Raw genomic sequence first — 19,238 nt, forward strand, 5'->3', positions numbered from 1 at the left:
CATGACTGATTTCACGATGGAAAAAGGCGCCGACGGCGTCGCGATCATCACCTGGGACACCCAAGGCAAGTCCATGAACGTGATGAACATGGAAGGCTGGCCCCTGCTGGAAAGCCTGGTTGACGACGCGCTGGCCGATGACGCGGTCAAAGGCATCGTCATCACCTCGGGCAAGGAGGGCACCTTTGCCGGGGGCATGGACCTCAACGTCATCGCCAAGATGAAGGAAATGGCCGGCGACAACCCGGCGCAGGGCTTGATGGACGGTCTGATGAACATGCACTCGATCCTGCGCAAGATCGAGCGCGGCGGCATGGACGACAAGAACAAGGGCGGCAAGCCCATCGCCGCCGCCCTGCCCGGCACGGCGCTTGGCATCGGGCTGGAGATTCCGCTCGCCTGCCACCGCATCTTTGCCGCCGACAACCCCAAGGCCAAGATCGGCCTGCCCGAGATCATGGTCGGCATCTTTCCCGGCGCGGGCGGCACCACCCGCCTTGTCCGCAAGCTGGGCGCAATGGGCGCCTCGCCCCTGCTTCTCGAAGGCAAGCTGAACGACCCCAAGAAAGCCAAGTCCGCCGGAGTGGTGGATGAGGTCGTGCCCGCCGACGAGCTGATCGCCAAGGCCAGGGAATGGGTCCTTTCCGAGCCCAGCTTCGTAAAGCCGTGGGACGAGAAAGGCTACAAGATGCCCGGCGGCGCGCCCTATCACCCGGCGGGCTTCATGACTTTCGTTGGCGCCTCGGCCATGGTCAACGGCAAGACGCAAGGTGCCTTCCCGGCGGCGAAGGCGCTGCTCTCTGCGGTCTATGAAGGTGCGCTCGTGCCCTTCGACACCGCGCTCAAGATCGAGGCGCGCTGGTTCACCAACGTCCTGATGAACCCCTCCTCGGCGGCCATGATCCGCAGTCTATTCATCAACAAGGAAGCGCTGGAAAAAGGCGCCAACCGCCCCGACGTGCCCGACCAGAAGGTCAAGAAGGTCGGCGTCATGGGTGCCGGCATGATGGGCGCGGGCATCGCGCTGGTCTCGGCCATGGCGGGGATGGAGGTCGTGTTGATCGACCAGAAACAGGAAGCCGCCGACAAGGGCAAAGCCTATACCGCCGACTACATGGACAAGGGCATCAAGCGCGGCAAGGCCACCGAAGAGAAGAAGGCCGCGACGCTGGACCTTATCACCGCGACCACCGATTACACCGCGCTGAAAGGCGCGGACCTGATCATCGAGGCCGTGTTCGAGGATCCGGGGGTCAAGGCCGAGGTCACCAAGGAAGTTCTGAAAGTCGTGGGCGACGATTGCATCTTCGCCACCAACACCTCGACCCTGCCCATCACGGAACTGGCCAAGGCATCGGACAATCCCGAGCAGTTCATCGGCATCCACTTCTTCTCGCCCGTCGAGAAGATGATGCTGGTCGAGATCATCAAGGGTGCGGAAACCGGCCCACGGGCAGTGGCGAAAGCACTGGATTACGTGCGGCAAATCCGCAAGACGCCCATCGTCGTGAATGACGCGCGGTTCTTCTACTGCAACCGCTGCATCATCCCCTACATCAACGAGGGCATCCGCATGGTGGCCGAGGGCGTGACGCCCGCGCTGATCGACAACGCCGCGCGTCAGCTGGGCTTCCCGGTGGGGCCGCTGCAACTGGTCGACGAGACCTCGATCGACCTTGGCGCCAAGATTGCCCGCGCCACCAAGGCCGCGATGGGCGACAACTACCCGGATGCCGCCGTGGACGAGGTGATCTTCTGGATGGAAGAAGAGGGCCGCCTAGGACGCAAGTCCAACGCGGGCTTCTTCGACTATGACGAGAAGGGCAAGCGGCAGGGCTACTGGCACGGGCTGGAGGAGAAATACCCCCATGCCGAAGACCAGCCCGACCTGATCGAAGTGCAGCATCGCCTGATGTTCGCACAGGTGCTGGAAGCGGTGCGTGCGCTGGAAGAAGGCGTTCTGGAAGACATCCGCGAAGGCGATGTCGGCGCGATCCTCGCCTGGGGCTTCGCGCCCTGGTCGGGCGGTCCGTTCTCGTGGCTCGACATCATCGGCACGCCCTACGCGGCCGAGCGATGCGACGAGTTGACGGCCAAGTTCGGCGACCGCTTCGCGACGCCGGATCTGCTGCGCGAGATGGCCGGCAAGAACCAGTCCTTCTACGGACGTTTCGGCACGCAGGCAGAAGCCGCATAGCGGCAATCTTTCGAGCAAGAAAGCAAAACCCGCGCGGCCAGGCAACCGCGCGGGTTTCTTCGTTCCGGTGCGAAAAGCTGCGAGCCGCTACGCCGGAACAGCCGCTGCCCAAACGTCCTGGGGCGAATTGGAGCAAGCTGCGGCAATCTCTTCTTCGATCTGCACCGCCAGGAACCGCGCCTCGTCCATCGACAGGACCGAGTAGAACGGGCGCGCCTCTTCGGCGAAGGCCGCATCGACCATGTCGGCAAAGGCGGGGCAGAAGAAGAGCGCCCCGTTTTCCGCGAACACCACCTGGTCGGCGGCGAAATGCAAGACCACAACTTCGACATCGCCCTCGGGCGGGGTGCGGGCGACACCGTAAAGCCCCTCGATCGCCTCGGCGGGCATCAGGGTGAAGGGGTCGCCGTAGAGGTCCTCGGCCGCATCGCTTTCCACCATGATATTCTGGCCCGGCAAGACCCGCATCACCTCGCGGTTGCCCAGCGCATCCGCGGGCACCTCCAGCGGCCAGAACTGACGCGGGCAGTGGTCCTGCCCGCTCCACAGACGGACGCGGCTCACTTTCGTGATCGTCTGAAGCCCGCCGTCAAAGGTCAGCACCTTGTCGCCCTCCGCAATCGCCTCGACCGGGCGCCAGCCCATGCCGGTCGCCACTTTCGTGCCGGAAATCAGCCCCGATTTGACTGCTGTTGCGTTCGCATTCCCAAAGCTTTCGCGCTTTCCAAGCGTGGACGTCCATCCGAACATTGATCTTTTCCCCTCTTGTGCCGTTGGCAGACGGCGTCAGCAGACAAGGCCCATGTGGCGTGATTCTCAGGACGCTCCTTGGTCGGAAAAGTGTCACGATTTGGGCATTGTTTCGGCAACGTGACCATTTGCGGACTATTCGAAAAATAAACCTGAAACTTGAAACGAAAGGCGTTCAGAATTGATAGCCGAACCTTTCGATATCCGGCGCGCACAGCCGCGACAACAGTTCGGCATCGGTCTCATTGTAATACACGCGATAGTCCTGCCCGCGGTCCGACCGGTTCTCATGCGGCAGGTCCAAGCGGAACCCAAGGTGATCCCACAGCGGCTCGGCCTCGTCTTCGAAATGCTCCAGCCGGATGAAAAGCCCGGCCTGATCCTGCCCATCCGCCCTGCGCATATAGCGGGCATAATCCCAGGTGCGGATTGCGGCCTGCATGTCCGCCGCATTGAGAAATCCGGTGAAATCGGCGGTCTTGGCCCTGGAGACGGCGGGATGGTCGAATGTCTGGGTCCGCAACCAGTGATAGTAGCTGACCATCCTGTCCCACGGGTTGCGCACCAAGGTGAAGCACAAGCCCTGCGCCACGAAACCGGGCGTCACCAGCCCGTCGAGATCGGCCAGCGTGGAATGTTTCCACAACCGACCGGCGCTTTGCACATCCTTGATCCGCCTCCGCCGCTTTTTCGCTTTCGGCGTGTCACCGATCAGGATGTCGTCCCGCATTGCGCGTCCTTCCAGCGCCAGCGCCAGGGAGGTGCCTCCCGTCTTGGGGATGTGCACGAAGATATAGTTTCTTCCGGGCGAGATGATCATGAAAGAACGCTAGGCTATCGCGTCGGGCTTGGAAAGATTGCCGCAAGTGCGAAACAGCTTTGCGTTCGGCCTCGAAATACGCGATACCTCCTGCCGATCAGGACATACGCTTTCACGAAAGGACATCGTGCATGGGTTGGATGAAGGATGAAACCGGTCTCGAAAGAACCGCCGCGAACTACGTGCCGCTGACGCCCCTGTCGCACCTGCGGCGCGCGTCACATGTATTTCCCGATCACGAGGCCCTGGTCTACGGCAGCTTCCGCAAGACCTATGCGGAGTATTACGAGCGCGTCACCCGCCTCGCCTCTGCCTTGCAGAAGATCGGTATCGAACCCGGCGACGTCGTGGCGACAATCCTGCCCAATATTCCCGCCCATGCCGAGGCGCATTTCGGCGTGCCTGCTTGCGGGGCAGTGCTGAACGCCATAAACACCCGGGTCGAGGCCGACACGATCGCGTACATCCTCGATCATGGCGAGGCCAAGGTGGTGATGGTCGACCCGCAATTCCTGTCCACGACGCTCGAGGCGATCGACAAAATGGACGGCCCCGCGCCCAAGATCATCGAGGTGCCCGACGATCTGGCCGGCGTGAAGCCCTATGGCGACCATCAGCTCTACGAGGATTTCCTGGAAACCGGCGACCCCGATTTTCAGTGGATCATGCCACAGGACGAATGGGAAAGCCTCGCGCTGAACTACACCTCCGGCACCACCGGGCGGCCCAAGGGCGTGGTCTATCACCACCGCGGCGCCTACCTGCTGACCATGGGTAGCGTGGTGACATGGCCCCTGCCGCGCCACGCGCGCTACCTCACCATCGTTCCCCTATTCCATTGCAACAACTGGAACCACACTTGGGCGATCCCGATGGTCGGCGGCACAGTGGTCTGCTGTCGCGACATCACCGCGGCCAATATCTATAACGCCATCGCGGACGAGGGCGTCACCCACTTCGGCGCGGCCCCCATCGTGCTGAACATGATCGTCAACGCCAAAGATGAAGAACGGCGCGAGTTCGATCACGCGGTCAATGTCTTCACCGCGGGCGCTCCGCCCCCTGCCGCCACCCTGCGCGCGATCGAGCCGTTGGGCTTTGACGTTTCGCAGGTCTACGGCCTGACCGAAACCTACGGTCACGTCACCGAATGCATGTGGCATGATCGCTGGGACGACCTGCCCGAGGAAGAACGCTATGCCATCAAGGCGCGGACCGGCATCCTCATGCCCTTCATGGACGATATCACCGCGCTCGATCCCGACACCATGGAACAGGTTCCGATGGATGGCGAAACGCAGGGTGAGGTCATGATCCGCGGCAATGCAGTGATGAAAGGCTACCTCAAGAACCCCAAGGCCACCGAGGAAGCGTTCCGCGGCGGCTACTTCCACTCCGGCGACATCGCCTATCAGCACGAGGACGGCTATCTCAAGATCGCCGACCGCGCCAAGGACATCATTATTTCCGGGGGCGAGAACATCAGCTCGGTCGAGATCGAAGGCGCGTTGATGATGCACCCAGCGGTCCTCCTATGCGCCGTGGTGGCCATGCCGGACGAGAAGTGGGGTGAGGTGCCCTGCGCCTTCGTCGAGGTCAAGGAAACCGCCACCGTTACTGAACAGGACCTCATTGCCTTCTGTCGCGAGCGGCTGGCCGGGTTCAAATGCCCCAAGAAGGTCGTGTTCGAGGAACTGCCCAAGACGTCCACCGGCAAAATTCAGAAGTTCGAATTGCGAAAGGCTTTCAAATAAAGCGTTTCGCCTTTAACCTAAGGCATCAATTAAAGGCGAAGCGCGTGCAACGGTTGTCTGTTGCACGGAGCTTCACGACAAGCTGTGATTCAGGGTTATCGCGAAACGCTTTAGGCGCCGTGCCATCGGCAATTGCCCGTTCGCAGCTCGTCGTGATACACTGGCCCGAACGCGCTAACGAGGCAGAGCAGGCCCACGCGACATGACGGCGTTAAGCGAATACGAACGGCTGGAGGCATCCGGCCTGTGGCGGGCGTCCCCGGACACGCAGCGCGTTGATGTCTACGTTTCCCTCGGTGACGCCACCCTGACCATTCTCGACCGGCGCGAACAGCCGCTGACCCATTGGTCGCTTGCCGCCATCGCCAGGGCCAATCCGGGCAAGCGCCCGGCGCTCTACCATCCCGACGGCGACGCAGGCGAGACGCTGGAACTGGGCGACGACGCGTCCGAGGTGATCGATGCCATCGAAAAGCTGCGCACCGCCGTCGACCGGGCCCGCCCGCATCCGGGGCGGCTTCGGCTGGTGATGTTCCTGGGCAGTCTTGCCGCTGTCGCCGCTCTGGCAACCCTGTGGCTGCCAGGGGCGTTGCGCGATCACGCCACCAAGGTCCTGCCAGACGTGAAACGTGACGAAATCGGCCAGGCCCTGCGCCGCCATATCGAGCGGGTCACCGGCCCGGCCTGTGACGGCCCCGACGGGCGCCGCGCCCTGTCGGAACTGGCCAGCCGGCTTCCGGCCAGGGGCGATCCTGGCTCGCTCGACGTGATGCGCGACGGCGTGAAGGGCGCGGTCGCCCTCCCCGGCAAGACCATCCTGCTGGACCGCGCCTTGGTCGAAGATTTCGAAGAGCCCGACGTGCTGGCCGGCTTCGTCATCGAACAGCGCCTTCGCGCCAGTGTCCAAGACCCGATCGACGCACTTCTGCAATACGCCGGCACCTGGGACAGCATTCGCCTGCTGACCACTGGCGCGTTGTCCGAGGATGTTTTGTCGAACTATGCCCGTCACCTGCTGACGCAAGACGAAGAGCCGCTACCGGACGAAACGCTGCTGAACGGTTTCGAAAGCTGGTCGGTGCGCTCCACGCCCTATGCCTACGCGCTGGATGTGACCGGCGAGTCCACGCTTGGGCTGATCGAGGCCGACCCCTTCGCGAGCGAAGCGCCACCGCCGATCCTCAGCGATGCGGACTGGCTGCGGCTGCAAGGCATCTGCGGCGGCTGACGCCGCAGATCTGCCCTATCACTTGCGGAAATAGGCGTTGGGATAACCCGCGCGGCGCACGGCCTGCATCCCCGATTGAAGCTGTGATTGCGTTCCGAACGGACCGACGACAACCGAAGTGTAGGGTTGCCCCTTATGCGTCGTCTTGCCCATCCGCGCGGGAAGCCCGGCATTGGCAAGCCGCTGCGCCGCGCTGCGGGCCAGCTCCGGCGCACTGAAGATCCCGACCTGCACATAGCGATGGCTGGCAGCCTTGGCCGGTGCCTTGGGCGCAGAGGACCGTGTCGACACCGTTGGTTTCACGGTCTGCCTGCGGAGGGCGGTCTTGGCGACATTGCGGGTCCGCTTGACGGTGCGGACCTGCCCGTCGCGGCCACGCACGACGGTGATCGGGTCGGGCACCATCTGGCCCCGTGTGGCGATGATAACGCCCGCCGCTCGCTGCTGTTCGAAGCTGGTATAGGGATACTGCAACCCGGGATAGTTATGCGTCACCTCGCGCCCCGTGCGCCGGTTGATCAGGCGGCGCGGCACGGTCTTGGTCCAGGCGACATCCATCATCGCCTTGCCGGCAAAAGTCTGGTGCGCGCGTTGCGGGTTCAAACGGCCGTCTTCCCAGACAGGCTGATAGCCTTCGGGCACGTAAACGCCGCGCGTGCTGTTGACCTGCCGCTCGTAGACATGGCGCGGTGCCACGCGCACGGGCGGCGACTGCACCTCCCGCGGGGTCACCACTTGCCCGGGCTGTACCACAGAGGCGGGCGCAGGCTGCGTCTGCGCCGCAGGGGTTGCCGTGGCGACGCGGATGGCAGTGCCGGTGCCGGACCCGCCGGAAATCACGTTGGCATGCGGCGTGGTTTGCGGACCGCACCGCACCGCGAGGCCCGGCCTGCTCTGGACGTAGCGCTGCGAGACCGCGCTCGCGCCCTGACAGGCAGGCAGGCTCTGCACCGCGCGCCGGGTCTTCGGGGCCGGCTTCGGCGCAGGTTTCGGCGCGGCCACCGTTCTGGGCGAGACCGTGATGATCTTGGGCGAGGTTGCAGCAGTGCGGGGCGCGGCGGGCTTCGACGCCGGGGCCGGGCGCACGACTTTCTTCGGCGCAGTCGCCACGCGCCTGGTCGTCGGGGCCGGCTTCGGCGCCGCGGCGGACTGTTGCGGTACGGTAATGACCTCGGGTTGTCGTGCGGCGGTTTGCGCCGGCGCGGGGCGCGCCGATGCGGTCGCGGTACCAGCACCCAAAGACGGCTTGAATCCGCAGATCACCTTGCGTCCCCGCGTCACACGCGGCACCCAGGTAACGTCTCCGTCGATCCCGGCGCGGATGAATACGCATCCCCTGCTGTCGACATATTGGCGTCCGGTGTAACTCGACGGTGGAAACTCCGCCGGAACCCTTGCACCTGAATCACTCTGCGCCACGGCTCCGCCGTGGACGACAGTTGTGGCGATTGCAGCTATCGCCAGAACACGCGTCAGTTTCATGTTGCCCCCAAGACAATTGGGGAAAGATTGCCTTATTATTTTTGCTGAGTAAACAGCATTTGGCCTATTTGGTACCGAACATCCGGTCGCCCGCATCACCTAGGCCAGGCAGGATGTATCCGATGTCGTTAAGCCGCTCGTCCAGCGCCGCCGTCACGATCGGCACGTCCGGGTGCGCTTCCTTCATCCGGGCCACGCCTTCGGGCGCGGCCAGCAAGCACAGGAACCGGATATCGGTCGCGCCCGCCTCTTTCACCATTTCGACCGCAGCCGCCGAGGAGTTGCCTGTGGCCAGCATCGGATCGACGAGGATGGTCAGCCGTTTGTCCAACTGCTCGGGCACCTTGAAATAATACTTCACTGGCTTCAGCGTCTCTTCATCGCGGTACAGCCCAACGAATCCGACCCGGGCGGAGGGTATCAGCTCCAGCATCCCGTCGAGCAATCCATTCCCAGCCCGCAGGATCGAGATCAGCGCCAGCTTGCGCCCCGCCAGAACCGGTGCGTCCATCTCCTGCAACGGTGTCTCGATCGTCTGCGTGGTCATCTTCAACTCATGCGTGACCTCGTAGGCCAGCAATTGGCTGATTTCCCGCAGAAGCTGCCGGAAAACGGCGGTCGGGGTATGCTTGTCGCGCATGAGTGTCAGCTTGTGCTGCACCAGCGGGTGGGTCACAACGGTCAGGTGCTCTTTCATCTCGGCTCCGTTCGGCAAGGCAGGCATGGACTGACCCGTTCTTTCCAGAAAAACCCGCGAAGGGCAACGCAGAGCTCAAGGAAGGAAGGACCGCCCCGGCCCGCGCTCGGCAAGCCCAAGATGGGCGGCCACGCTCGCGGCCACATCGACGAAATCCACGATCCCGGCCTCATGCGGTACGACCCCGGCCGCCAGCACCGGCACCCGCTCGCGCGTGTGGTCGGTGCCGGGCCAGGTGGGGTCGTTGCCATGGTCGGCGGTGATCAGCATCAGGTCCCCGGGCCTCAGACGCGCAAGGCACCGGCCGATGCCGGCATCGAACCGCTCCAGCGCCTCCGCGTAGCCCTTCACATCCCGCCGGTGCCCGTATTTGCTGTCGAACTCGACGAAATTGGCGAATGTCAGGCTGCCCTCTTCGGCCCCGGCCACCGCCTGTTCCAGCGCCTCCATCAGTTCCGCATCGCTGCCAGTCACAGCGTCGTCGATCCCCTGCATCGAGAAGATGTCGCCGATCTTGCCGATCCCGTGTACATTTCGGCCCTCGGCGCGGGCCCAATCGCACAAGGTAGGCGCTGGCGGGGCCATGGCGTAGTCCCTGCGCCTGCCGGTGCGCTCGAACCCTTCGGAGGCGGAGCCGACGAAGGGCCGCGCGATCACCCGTCCGACGCCCATCTCGTGCAAGAGCGGTGCGATATTGCGGCAAAGGTCCAGCAACCGATCCAGCCCGAACCGCTCTTCGTGGGCGGCCACCTGGAACACGCTGTCGGTCGAGGTATAGCAAATCGGCCAGCCCGTGCGCACGTGCTCTGCACCGAGCGCCTTCAGGATTTCGGTACCCGAGGCGTGGCAGTTCCCAAGGATCCCATCGACCCCAGCCGCCTGCTGGACCGCCGCCACCAGCGCCTGAGGAAAGGCCGGCACCGTCTGGGGAAAGACGTGCCAGACAAACGGCACCGGCACCCCGGCCAGCTCCCAATGACCCATCGGCGTATCCTTGCCCGGCGAGATTTCCTGTGCCGCACCCCAGCACCCTTCGGGCGCCGCGCCAAGCCCCGGCGCCCTTTCACCCGAGGCCAGCGTCACCGCCGCACCAAGCCCCAGCCTGTCAAGATTGGGCAGGCTCAGCCCTCCGGGCCGCGTCTGCGCGATATGGGCCAGCGTGTTGGCGCCGGTATCAGGAACAGGTCCGTTGAAGAACCTGTCGGCATCCGGCGCGCCGCCGATGCCCACCGAGTCCATGACCACCAGAAACGCCCGACTCATGGCCCGACATTCTCGATCACCAGGGGTTTTTCGGCAGGGGCCGCCGGACCGATGACCATCGCGTCGCGGATGATGGCCTCGGCAGCGTCGGCATGGGCCGCACGGCTGGCGTGAATGCGCAACAGGGGCTGCCCCGCGATCACCTCCGCGCCAAGGGGCAGGATATCGGACAAGCCCACGGCCGGGTCGATCCGGTCGCTTTCCACCTTCCGCCCGCCGCCCAGCGCGATCACCGCATGGCCCAGCGCCTCGCCGTCAATCGCGGCGACAAAACCGGGCGCCTGCGCCGGCACCTCGCGGATAATCGTCGCCTCGGGCAAAAACCGCTGCCACGTTTCGACGAACTGCACCGGCCCGCCCAGCGCACGCAGCATCCTTCCAAAGACCTCTGCCGCCTGCCCGTTCTTCAACACGTTCAGCACCTGGCGCGTGCCGCTTTCCGGGCTGTCGCAAAGCCCGCCATGATAAAGCGCCTCGCCGCCCAGATAACAGGTCAGCTTCGCCAGCCGTCCCTCGACCGTTCCGGTCAGGACGCGCATCGCCTCGGCCACTTCCACGGCATTGCCCGCCGACGAGGCGAGCGGTTGGTTCATATCGGTGATCAACGCGCTGCACCGGCATCCGGCCGCATTCGCCGTCTCCACCAGCGATTCCGCCAGCGCCCGCGCCGCGCCAATGTCCTTCATGAACGCGCCCGAGCCCTGCTTGACGTCCAGAACCAAGCCTGTCAGCCCCGCCGCCAGCTTCTTGGACAGGATCGAGGCTGTGATCAGATCGACACTTTCCACCGTTCCCGAGACGTCCCGCACCGCGTAAAGCCTCCGGTCGGCCGGTGCGATCTCGGCGCTGGCGGCGGCGATCACGACCCCGAGTTCCTCGACAATCCTTTGCAACCGTGCGGTCTCCAACTCGGTCGAAACGCCCGGGATGGCCTCCATCTTGTCCAGCGTGCCCCCGGTATGGCCCAGGCCGCGCCCCGAGATCATTGGCACGGCTGCGCCGCAGGCCGCCAACGCCGGGGCCAGTACCAGGCTAATGCAATCCCCGATACCGCCGGTCGAATGCTTGTCGAGAACAGGACGATCAGTGCGCCACTGCAAGATCTGCCCACTGTCGCGCATCGCCAGCGTCAGGGCGCGGCGGCTTTCGGGTGCAAGCGATTTCAGCAAAACCGCCATGGCAAAAGCCCCGGCCTGCGCGTCACTCACGCCGCCATCGGCCAGCCCCTTCACGAAACCGCCGAGCGACGCGTCGGACACCGAGTCGCCATCGCGTATGGCCGCTATGACACCGCGCGTCTCCAACTCTCAGCCTCTCACCATGTGATGCGTCGCAAAAGCGCCGGGCAATAGCTCTTTCAGGGTCCGCGTAACCGTCGTGCCGCCCAGCGTGGCCATCGTGACCGGCATATCCCCGCCACCGAATTCCGCCAGTTTCTGCCGGCAGCCGCCGCAGGGCGTCACCGGCTCCGGGCTGTCGGCAATGACCAGTATTTCTGCAATCTCGGTCTCGCCCGCCGCCACCATCGCGGCGATGGCCCCGGCCTCGGCGCATGTGCCTTCGGGATAGGCCACGTTCTCCACGTTGCATCCGGCAAATATCCGGCCCGTCTGGGTTTTCAGCGCCGCCCCGACCTTGAAGCCCGAATAGGGCGCGTAGGCGTTTTCCCGGACGCGCCGCGCCTCTTCCAGCAAACTCATCCCGCCTCCCGGCTTTCTGCCCATGTCGTCGCCGTTTAAAGATTGCGTCGCCAAGCTTCGATATGCAAGCTAACTGTGACCCGGTATCATCAGGGCTGGAACATCCGGCGGATACAATATAGTTTAGCCTTAAACTAATTTTCTCAGAGGGACCTCATGGCAGACAACTCGAACGAAACCTTGCGCCAGGCGGCACTGACCTACCACGAGTTCCCCAAGCCCGGTAAACTGGAAATCCGGGCGACGAAACCGCTGGCGAATGGCCGCGACCTTGCCCGCGCCTACTCGCCCGGCGTGGCCGAAGCCTGCCTTGAAATCAAGGCCAACCCCTCCGATGCCAGCCGCTACACCAGCCGCGCCAACCAGGTGGCCGTGGTCACCAACGGCACTGCCGTGCTGGGCCTTGGCAATATCGGCGCGCTCGCCGCCAAACCGGTGATGGAAGGCAAGGCGGTTCTCTTCAAGAAATTCGCCAATATCGACTGTTTCGACTTGGAACTAGACGAGCAGGACCCCGAGCGCCTGGCCGAGATCGTCTGCGCGCTGGAGCCGTCCTTCGGCGCCATCAACCTCGAGGATATCAAGGCGCCCGACTGTTTCATCGTCGAAAAAATCTGTCGCGAGCACATGAACATCCCCGTTTTCCACGACGACCAGCATGGCACCGCCATTGTCGTCGGCGCCGCCGCCACGAACGCGCTGCACGTGGCCGGCAAGTCCTTTGAGGATATCAAGATCGTCTCGACCGGGGGCGGGGCCGCCGGCATCGCCTGCCTCAACCTGCTGCTGAAACTCGGCGTGAAACGTGAAAACATCTGGCTTTGCGACATTCACGGCCTCGTTTACGAAGGCCGTACCGAAGACATGAACCCGCAAAAGGCCGCCTTTGCCCAGAAAACCGATCTGCGCACGCTTGGCGATGTGATCGAGGGCGCAGATCTCTTCCTTGGCCTCTCGGGCGCAGGCGTGCTGCAGCCCGATCATGTCGCCCAAATGTCCAACAGCCCCATCATCCTCGCGCTGGCGAACCCGATGCCGGAAATCATGCCCGACGAAGTGCGCAAGGTTGCGCCCAATGCGATCATCGCGACGGGCCGAAGCGATTTTCCCAACCAGGTCAACAACGTGCTCTGCTTCCCGTTCATCTTCCGCGGGGCGCTCGACGTGGGTGCCACGGACATAAACGACGCCATGCAGATCGCCTGCGTCGAGGCCATCGCCGAGCTGGCCCGCGCCACCACCTCGGCCGAGGCTGCCGCCGCCTACCAGGGCGAGCCGATGAATTTCGGGCCCGACTACCTGATCCCGAAACCTTTCGATCCGCGCCTTTCCAGCGTCGTGCCCACCGCCGTGGCCAAGGCCGCGATGGACTCGGGCGTGGCCGCGCGGCCCATCGTGGATCTCAACGCCTATTCGGCCAACCTTCAGGCGTCGGTCTTCAAGTCGGCCCTTCTGATGCGCCCGGTCTTCGAGGCCGCGGCCACGGCCGCCCGCCGGATCGTTTTTGCAGAGGGCGAGGACGAGCGCGTATTGCGCGCCGCTCAGGCCATTCTCGAGGAAACGACCGAGCTGCCGATCCTTATTGGCCGCCCCGACGTGATCGCCGCCCGGTGCGAGCGCATTGGTCTGGAGATCCGCCCCGACAAGGATTTCAGCATCGTGAACCCCGAACGCGACCACCGGTACCGCGACTATTGGGCCACCTATCATGACATCATGAAACGCCGCGGCGTCACGCCCGACCTCGCCAAGGCGATCATGCGCACCAACACCACCGCCATCGGCGCGATCATGGTGTACCGCGAAGAGGCGGACTCGCTCATCTGCGGCACGTTCGGCGAATACCGCTGGCACATGAACTACGTAAACCAGGTGCTGGGCGACGCCGAGCATCACCCGCACGGCGCCCTTTCGATGATGATCCTCGAGGACGGCCCGCTGTTCATTGCCGACACCCATGTGCGCACCCGGCCCACGCCCGAGGAACTGGCAGAAACCGCCATCGGCGCCGCCCGCCACGTCAAGCGGTTCGGCCTCGAGCCCAATGTCGCCTTCTGCTCGCAGTCGCAATTCGGCAATCAGGGCAGCGATTCCGGCAACCGCCTGCGAGAGGCGCTCAGCATCCTTGACCGGGAGCCGCGCAATTTCTGCTACGAGGGCGAGATGAACCTTGACGCCGCGCTTGATCCGGACTTGCGCCAGCGGCTCCTGCCCGACAACCGCATGGAAGGGGCAGCCAATGTGCTGCTTTTCTCCAACGGAGATACCGCATCGGGCGTGCGCAACATCCTGAAAATGAAGTCTGGCGGACTGGAGGTCGGGCCGATCCTGATGGGCATGGGCAACCGGGCGCATATCGTGACCCCCTCGATCACCGCACGCGGATTGCTCAACATGGCGGCCATCGCCGGCACTCCGGTGGCGCACTACGGCTGACGCGTCCGGGATATTCCTCACCGCGGCGGCTTGCGGTATTGTGCCACGGGCCGCCCGGACAGTCTTGTCTTGGCGCATTGCCCTGGCGTAAACGAGGCGCGAGGACCGTGGAGGGGATACAATGGCATACAATGACATTTACGAAGGCTGGAAGAACGACCCGGAAGGCTTTTGGATGCAGGCCGCCGAGGCGATCGACTGGGACGAGAAACCCACCAAGGCGCTCTTCGACGACAAAGCTCCCTTCTATGAGTGGTACAGCGACGGCAAGGTGAACGGCTGCTACAACGCCGTCGACCGCCACGTCGAGGCCGGGCGCGGCGACCAGGTGGCGATCATCCATGACAGCCCGATCACCGACAGTATTACCAAGATCACCTATGCGGAGTTGCGTGACCGGGTCGCCAGCCTCGCCGGGGCGCTAAAGGCCAAGGGCGTGCAAAAGGGTGACCGCGTCATCATCTACATGCCCATGGTCCCCGAAGCGCTTGAGGCGATGCTGGCCTGCGCCCGGATCGGCGCCATACACTCGGTCGTCTTCGGCGGGTTTGCAGCACACGAGCTGGCCGTACGCATCGACGACGCCAAGCCGAAATGCATCATCGCCGCCTCCTGCGGGTTGGAGCCGGGCCGCGTCGTTCACTACAAACCCCTGCTTGACGGCGCCGTGGACCAGGCCACGCACAAGCCCGACTTCTGCGTGATCTTCCAACGCGAGCAGGAGACAGCCACCCTGACCCAAGGTCGCGATGTCGACTGGCACGATTTCCAGAAAGGCATCGAACCCGCCGACTGCCTGCCGGTCGAGGGCAATCATCCCGCCTACATCCTCTACACCTCCGGCACCACGGGCGCGCCCAAGGGGGTCGTCCGGGCCACGGGCGGCCATCTCGTGGCACTGAACTGGACCATGAAGAACATCTACAATGTCGATCCGGGCGACGTGTTCTGGGCCGCGTCCGATGTGGGTTGGGTCGTCGGCCACAGCTATATTTGCTATGGGCCGCTCATCCACGGCAACACCACCATCGTGTTCGAGGGCAAGCCCGTCGGCACCCCGGATGCGGGCACGTTCTGGCGTGTGATCGAACAGCACAAAGTGAAGTCCTTCTTCACCGCGCCCACCGCCTTCCGCGCGGTCAAGCGCGAAGACCCGCATGGCGAATACCTCAAGAAATACGACCTGTCGGGCCTCAATGCCATCTATCTGGCTGGCGAACGCGCCGACCCCGACACCATCGAGTGGACACAAAAGATGACCGGAAAGCCAGTCTATGACCACTGGTGGCAAACCGAAACTGGCTGGACCATCGCGGGCAACCCCGTCGGGGTCGAGGCGCTGCCGGTCAAGATCGGCTCGCCCACCGTGGCGATGCCCGGCTACGACATCCAGATTCTCGACGATGCCGGCCACCCCGTGGCCCCCGGCACGCTGGGCGCCATCGCGATCAAGCTGCCCCTGCCCCCGGGCACCCTGCCCACGCTCTGGAACGCCGAGGACCGTTTCCGCAAAAGCTATCTCGATCACTTCCCGGGCTACTACGAAACCGGCGACGCCGGCATGGTCGACGAGGATGGCTATGTCTGGATCATGGCGCGCACCGATGACGTGATCAACGTCGCGGGCCATCGCCTATCTACTGGCGGGATGGAAGAAGTGCTCGCCAGCCACCCGGACGTGGCCGAATGCGCCGTCATCGGCGTCAGCGATCAACTCAAGGGACAACTGCCCGTGGGCTTCGTCTGCCTGACCAAAGGCGTCGACCGCCCACACGAGGAAATTACCGCCGAGTGCGTCAAGCTGGTGCGCGACCAGATCGGCCCGGTCGCGGCTTTCAAGCTGGCCGTGGTCGTGGACCGCCTGCCCAAGACCCGCTCGGGCAAGATCCTGCGCGCCACCATGGTCAAGATCGCCGACAATCAGGACTTCAAGATGCCCGCCACGATCGACGATCCCGCGATCCTGGACGAAATCAAGGATGCGCTTCGCACCATCGGCCTCGCCAAGTGAACGGAGGGCCTGCCGCAAAGCCCAAGCGCGCCATTGTCGCCGTGGCCTGTCTGCTCTGGCCCATGGCCAGCCAAGCCCAGGAGGCTCTCATGCGCCTGCCCCTGAACGAGCCCGGCCGCTGGACATATGTCGGTGACACGGTCATGGGCGGCGTCAGCGAAGGCGCGGCCCGCGTCGAAACCCAAAGTGGACAGCCTGTGCTGCGCCTGACAGGCCAGGTCAGTACCGCCAACAACGGCGGCTTCATCCAAACCCGCACCAAGCTCGACACAGCGCCGTCCGCCGATGCCTACGGTGTCGTGATAGAGGCCCGCGGCAACGATCAACGTTATTTCGTGCACCTTCGCACCACCGGCACCTCCCTGCCCTGGCAATACTACCAAGCGGCCTTCGACGTCACATCAGACTGGCGCGAATACAGGCTGCCTTTCGAGGCTTTCAAGCCGTCCGGCAACCTCCTGCGCGCGGTGCCCGACGCGGACAGCATCCGCAGCGTCGGGATCGTCGCCTTCGGGCGCAACCACCAGGCCGATATCAGCGTCCGCCTAGTTGGATTCTATTAAAGCGTTTCACCTTTCGCTGATGGCTCAGGTTAGGCGCGAAACGCCTTGATCAGCTGAACTGCTCTCGCAGCAGCCGTTCCTCCAGCCCGTGCCCCGGATCGAATAATATCCGGTGTTCAATGGTAGGATCGGACCGCACTTCGACCGACAGGACATTTCGGATGGAACTGCTGTCCGCATCCGCCATCACCGGCCGCTTATCGGGGTCCAAAACGTCGAACCGCACATGCGCGTTCTTGGGCAAGAGCGCCCCGCGCCACCGCCTGGGCCGGAACGCCGCCACCGCCGTCAGCGCCAGCACGTCCGATCCAATCGGCAGGATTGGTCCGTGTGCGCTGTAGTTATAGGCCGTGGACCCGGCAGGCGTCGCCAAAAGGCAGCCGTCGCAGCTCAGTTCTTCCAAGCGCAACCGCCCATCCACCGTGATCCGCAGCTTGGCCGCCTGCGGCCCCGCCCGCAGCAAAGACACCTCGTTGATCGCGAGCGCCTCGTGCGTTTGTCCGTCCTTGTCCGTGGCTGACATGAACAGCGGGTTTATGACTTCTTCCTCGGCCTCGTCCAGCCGCTCCAACAGATCCGATTCGCTGTACTCGTTCATCAGGAAGCCGACCGTACCGCGATTCATTCCGTAGACCGGCTTTCCCAGCTTCTGAACCGCGTGCAGCGTCTCGAGCATGAACCCGTCGCCGCCCAGCGCCACGATCAGATCCGCGTCCTCGGGCGTCGCATCGCCGAACCGCGCAGCAAGCGCCGCTCGGGCGGTCTGTGCAATGGGCACGTTGCTGGCGACAAAGGCGATTTTCTGCGGATTGCCCATTTTGGCTACCTTGATTTGTTCTGGAAGTTGATCGAAGCATAAATTGCGCCTTCGTACCAGCGATGCCGGTCCGCGGGTGACATGTGTCGCATTACCGCCTTTCAAAAAGCCGGTGTTTCCGATACGAAATCGCTTGGCTCGCAATGTGGAGGACATCAACAATGGCGCACGACGGAAATCAAGAATTTGTTTCAGAAGGCTTTTTCACGGAATCGCTTACGTCTCGCGACCCCGATATCGCCGAAGCTATCCAAAAGGAACTCGGCCGCCAGCGCGACGAGATCGAGCTGATCGCTTCGGAAAACATCGTCTCTGCCGCCGTGATGGAAGCGCAAGGCAGCGTGATGACCAACAAATACGCCGAAGGCTATGCCGGCCGGCGTTACTATGGCGGCTGCCAGTTCGTCGACATTGCCGAGAATCTGGCCATCGAGCGTGCGTGCAAACTCTTCGACTGCGGTTTTGCCAACGTGCAGCCCAATTCGGGCAGCCAGGCCAACCAAGGTGTGTTTACCGCCCTGCTGCAACCAGGCGACACGATCCTGGGCATGAGCCTCGACGCAGGCGGCCACCTGACCCACGGCGCCGCCCCCAACCAATCGGGCAAATGGTTTAACGCCGTGCAATACGGCGTCCGCAAGGAAGACAACCTGATCGACTACGACCAGGTCGAGGCGCTTGCGAAGGAACATCAGCCCAAGCTGCTGATCGCCGGCGGCTCCGCCGTGCCGCGCCAGATCGACTTCGCCCGCATGCGCGAGATTGCCGACATGGTTGGCGCCTATCTGCACGTGGATATGGCCCACTTTGCGGGTCTAGTGGCTGCGGGTCTGCACCCCTCGCCCTTCCCGCACGCGCATGTCGCAACCACGACCACGCACAAAACCCTGCGGGGCCCGCGTGGCGGCATGATCCTCACAAATGACGAGGCGCTGGCGAAGAAGTTCAACTCGGCCATCTTCCCCGGCATCCAGGGCGGGCCGCTGATGCATGTGATCGCCGCGAAGGCCGTCGCCTTTGGCGAAGCACTGCGGCCCGAGTTCAAGTCCTATATCCAGCAGGTCATCACCAACGCGCAGGCGATGAGCGACCAACTGATCAAGGGCGGGCTGGATACCGTGACCCACGGCACCGACACCCACGTCCTGCTGGTCGACCTGCGGCCCAAGGGCGTCAAAGGCAACGCGACAGAGAAGTCGCTGGGCCGTGCCCACATCACCTGCAACAAGAACGGCGTGCCCTTCGACCCCGAGAAACCCACCGTCACCAGCGGCATCCGTCTCGGCTCGCCCGCCGGAACGACCCGTGGTTTCGGCGAGGAGGAATTCCGCCAGATCGCCGACTGGATCGTCGAGGTGGTCGACGGGCTTGCAGCCAATGGTGAGGACGGCAACGGCGATGCCGAGGCGAAAGTGAAAACCGAGGTCGCGGACCTTTGCGCTCGCTTCCCGCTTTACCCGAACCTCTGATCTCGGCCTGACCGATCCTGGAACCCGCGTAAGCCTTTGCTTGCGCGGGTT

Annotated in this window: 15 protein-coding genes; 7 read left to right on the forward strand and 8 right to left on the reverse strand. The window is 63.8% G+C overall.

The window, feature by feature from the left end; all coding sequences use genetic code 11:
• Position 1: 1 nt before the first annotated feature.
• Positions 2-2,197: a 3-hydroxyacyl-CoA dehydrogenase NAD-binding domain-containing protein gene (locus FIU86_RS14180; RefSeq protein ID WP_152475675.1), complete on the forward strand. Its 2,196-nt coding sequence runs from the start codon at positions 2-4 to the stop codon at positions 2,195-2,197.
• 87 nt (positions 2,198-2,284) lie between these two features.
• Here FIU86_RS14180 and FIU86_RS14185 read toward each other — a convergent pair whose 3' ends face one another.
• Positions 2,285-2,947, reverse strand: a complete 663-nt coding sequence (locus tag FIU86_RS14185; protein WP_152475676.1) for a Hint domain-containing protein — start codon at positions 2,945-2,947, stop codon at positions 2,285-2,287.
• A 175-nt stretch (positions 2,948-3,122) separates the two neighbouring features.
• Positions 3,123-3,767 (reverse strand): sulfotransferase family 2 domain-containing protein, encoded by a 645-nt coding sequence (locus FIU86_RS14190; RefSeq protein ID WP_152475677.1) that lies wholly within the window; start codon positions 3,765-3,767, stop codon positions 3,123-3,125.
• A 131-nt stretch (positions 3,768-3,898) separates the two neighbouring features.
• Between FIU86_RS14190 and FIU86_RS14195 the strand changes: the two genes are divergently transcribed.
• Positions 3,899-5,521, forward strand: a complete 1,623-nt coding sequence (locus tag FIU86_RS14195; protein ID WP_152475678.1) for an AMP-binding protein — start codon at positions 3,899-3,901, stop codon at positions 5,519-5,521.
• A 202-nt stretch (positions 5,522-5,723) separates the two neighbouring features.
• On the forward strand, positions 5,724-6,749 hold the full coding sequence (locus FIU86_RS14200) for a hypothetical protein (RefSeq protein ID WP_152475679.1): 1,026 nt from the start codon (positions 5,724-5,726) through the stop codon (positions 6,747-6,749).
• An 18-nt stretch (positions 6,750-6,767) separates the two neighbouring features.
• On the opposite strand, the gene FIU86_RS14205 is transcribed toward FIU86_RS14200, so the two are convergent.
• From FIU86_RS14205 to FIU86_RS14225, 5 genes are all read right to left on the reverse strand, one after another.
• Positions 6,768-8,231, reverse strand: a complete 1,464-nt coding sequence (locus FIU86_RS14205; protein ID WP_152475680.1) for an SPOR domain-containing protein — start codon at positions 8,229-8,231, stop codon at positions 6,768-6,770.
• A 64-nt stretch (positions 8,232-8,295) separates the two neighbouring features.
• Entirely contained in the window at positions 8,296-8,928 is a 633-nt protein-coding gene (gene upp / locus FIU86_RS14210) for a uracil phosphoribosyltransferase (protein ID WP_152475681.1), read from the reverse strand.
• A 75-nt stretch (positions 8,929-9,003) separates the two neighbouring features.
• The gene (locus FIU86_RS14215; protein ID WP_152475682.1) at positions 9,004-10,191 is read right to left on the reverse strand and encodes a phosphopentomutase; all 1,188 of its coding nucleotides are present in this window, start codon (positions 10,189-10,191) and stop codon (positions 9,004-9,006) included.
• Positions 10,188-11,495 (reverse strand): thymidine phosphorylase, encoded by a 1,308-nt coding sequence (locus tag FIU86_RS14220; RefSeq protein WP_152475683.1) that lies wholly within the window; start codon positions 11,493-11,495, stop codon positions 10,188-10,190. Before FIU86_RS14220 ends, FIU86_RS14215 begins: the two co-directional genes overlap by 4 nt.
• Positions 11,496-11,498: 3 nt before the next feature.
• Positions 11,499-11,891, reverse strand: coding sequence for a cytidine deaminase (locus FIU86_RS14225; RefSeq protein WP_152475684.1), 393 nt, complete (start codon positions 11,889-11,891; stop codon positions 11,499-11,501).
• 156 nt (positions 11,892-12,047) lie between these two features.
• On the opposite strand from FIU86_RS14225, the gene FIU86_RS14230 reads away from it, so the two are divergent.
• The 3 genes from FIU86_RS14230 to FIU86_RS14240 all read left to right on the forward strand — a co-directional run bounded on the left by FIU86_RS14230 (position 12,048) and on the right by FIU86_RS14240 (position 16,901).
• Positions 12,048-14,327, forward strand: coding sequence for an NADP-dependent malic enzyme (locus FIU86_RS14230; RefSeq protein ID WP_152475685.1), 2,280 nt, complete (start codon positions 12,048-12,050; stop codon positions 14,325-14,327).
• Between the two features lie 121 nt (positions 14,328-14,448).
• Positions 14,449-16,338, forward strand: coding sequence for a propionate-CoA ligase PrpE (gene prpE / locus FIU86_RS14235; protein WP_152475686.1), 1,890 nt, complete (start codon positions 14,449-14,451; stop codon positions 16,336-16,338).
• Positions 16,339-16,427: 89 nt separating this feature from the next.
• Positions 16,428-16,901 carry a CIA30 family protein gene (locus FIU86_RS14240; RefSeq protein ID WP_254703850.1) on the forward strand — a complete coding sequence of 158 codons (474 nt, stop codon included), beginning with the start codon at positions 16,428-16,430 and terminating at the stop codon, positions 16,899-16,901.
• A 49-nt stretch (positions 16,902-16,950) separates the two neighbouring features.
• Here the strand turns inward: FIU86_RS14240 and FIU86_RS14245 are convergent, their stop codons facing one another.
• Positions 16,951-17,718 carry an NAD kinase gene (locus FIU86_RS14245; protein WP_152475687.1) on the reverse strand — a complete coding sequence of 256 codons (768 nt, stop codon included), beginning with the start codon at positions 17,716-17,718 and terminating at the stop codon, positions 16,951-16,953.
• Positions 17,719-17,879: 161 nt separating this feature from the next.
• Between FIU86_RS14245 and glyA the strand changes: the two genes are divergently transcribed.
• Positions 17,880-19,187, forward strand: coding sequence for a serine hydroxymethyltransferase (gene glyA / locus FIU86_RS14250; RefSeq protein WP_152475688.1), 1,308 nt, complete (start codon positions 17,880-17,882; stop codon positions 19,185-19,187).
• Positions 19,188-19,238: the final 51 nt, after the last annotated feature.

It is taken from the genome of Roseovarius sp. THAF9, assembly GCF_009363715.1.
Lineage (GTDB): Bacteria > Pseudomonadota > Alphaproteobacteria > Rhodobacterales > Rhodobacteraceae > Roseovarius.

Coding starts and splice junctions, on each gene's coding strand:
- FIU86_RS14180 (WP_152475675.1), top strand. CDS start 2: ATGACTGATTTCACGATGGAAAAAGGCGCCGACGGCGTCGCGATCATC.
- FIU86_RS14185 (WP_152475676.1), bottom strand. CDS start 2,947: ATGTTCGGATGGACGTCCACGCTTGGAAAGCGCGAAAGCTTTGGGAAT.
- FIU86_RS14190 (WP_152475677.1), bottom strand. CDS start 3,767: ATGATCATCTCGCCCGGAAGAAACTATATCTTCGTGCACATCCCCAAG.
- FIU86_RS14195 (WP_152475678.1), top strand. CDS start 3,899: ATGGGTTGGATGAAGGATGAAACCGGTCTCGAAAGAACCGCCGCGAAC.
- FIU86_RS14200 (WP_152475679.1), top strand. CDS start 5,724: ATGACGGCGTTAAGCGAATACGAACGGCTGGAGGCATCCGGCCTGTGG.
- FIU86_RS14205 (WP_152475680.1), bottom strand. CDS start 8,231: ATGAAACTGACGCGTGTTCTGGCGATAGCTGCAATCGCCACAACTGTC.
- upp (WP_152475681.1), bottom strand. CDS start 8,928: ATGAAAGAGCACCTGACCGTTGTGACCCACCCGCTGGTGCAGCACAAG.
- FIU86_RS14215 (WP_152475682.1), bottom strand. CDS start 10,191: ATGAGTCGGGCGTTTCTGGTGGTCATGGACTCGGTGGGCATCGGCGGC.
- FIU86_RS14225 (WP_152475684.1), bottom strand. CDS start 11,891: ATGAGTTTGCTGGAAGAGGCGCGGCGCGTCCGGGAAAACGCCTACGCG.
- FIU86_RS14230 (WP_152475685.1), top strand. CDS start 12,048: ATGGCAGACAACTCGAACGAAACCTTGCGCCAGGCGGCACTGACCTAC.
- prpE (WP_152475686.1), top strand. CDS start 14,449: ATGGCATACAATGACATTTACGAAGGCTGGAAGAACGACCCGGAAGGC.
- FIU86_RS14240 (WP_254703850.1), top strand. CDS start 16,428: ATGCGCCTGCCCCTGAACGAGCCCGGCCGCTGGACATATGTCGGTGAC.
- FIU86_RS14245 (WP_152475687.1), bottom strand. CDS start 17,718: ATGGGCAATCCGCAGAAAATCGCCTTTGTCGCCAGCAACGTGCCCATT.
- glyA (WP_152475688.1), top strand. CDS start 17,880: ATGGCGCACGACGGAAATCAAGAATTTGTTTCAGAAGGCTTTTTCACG.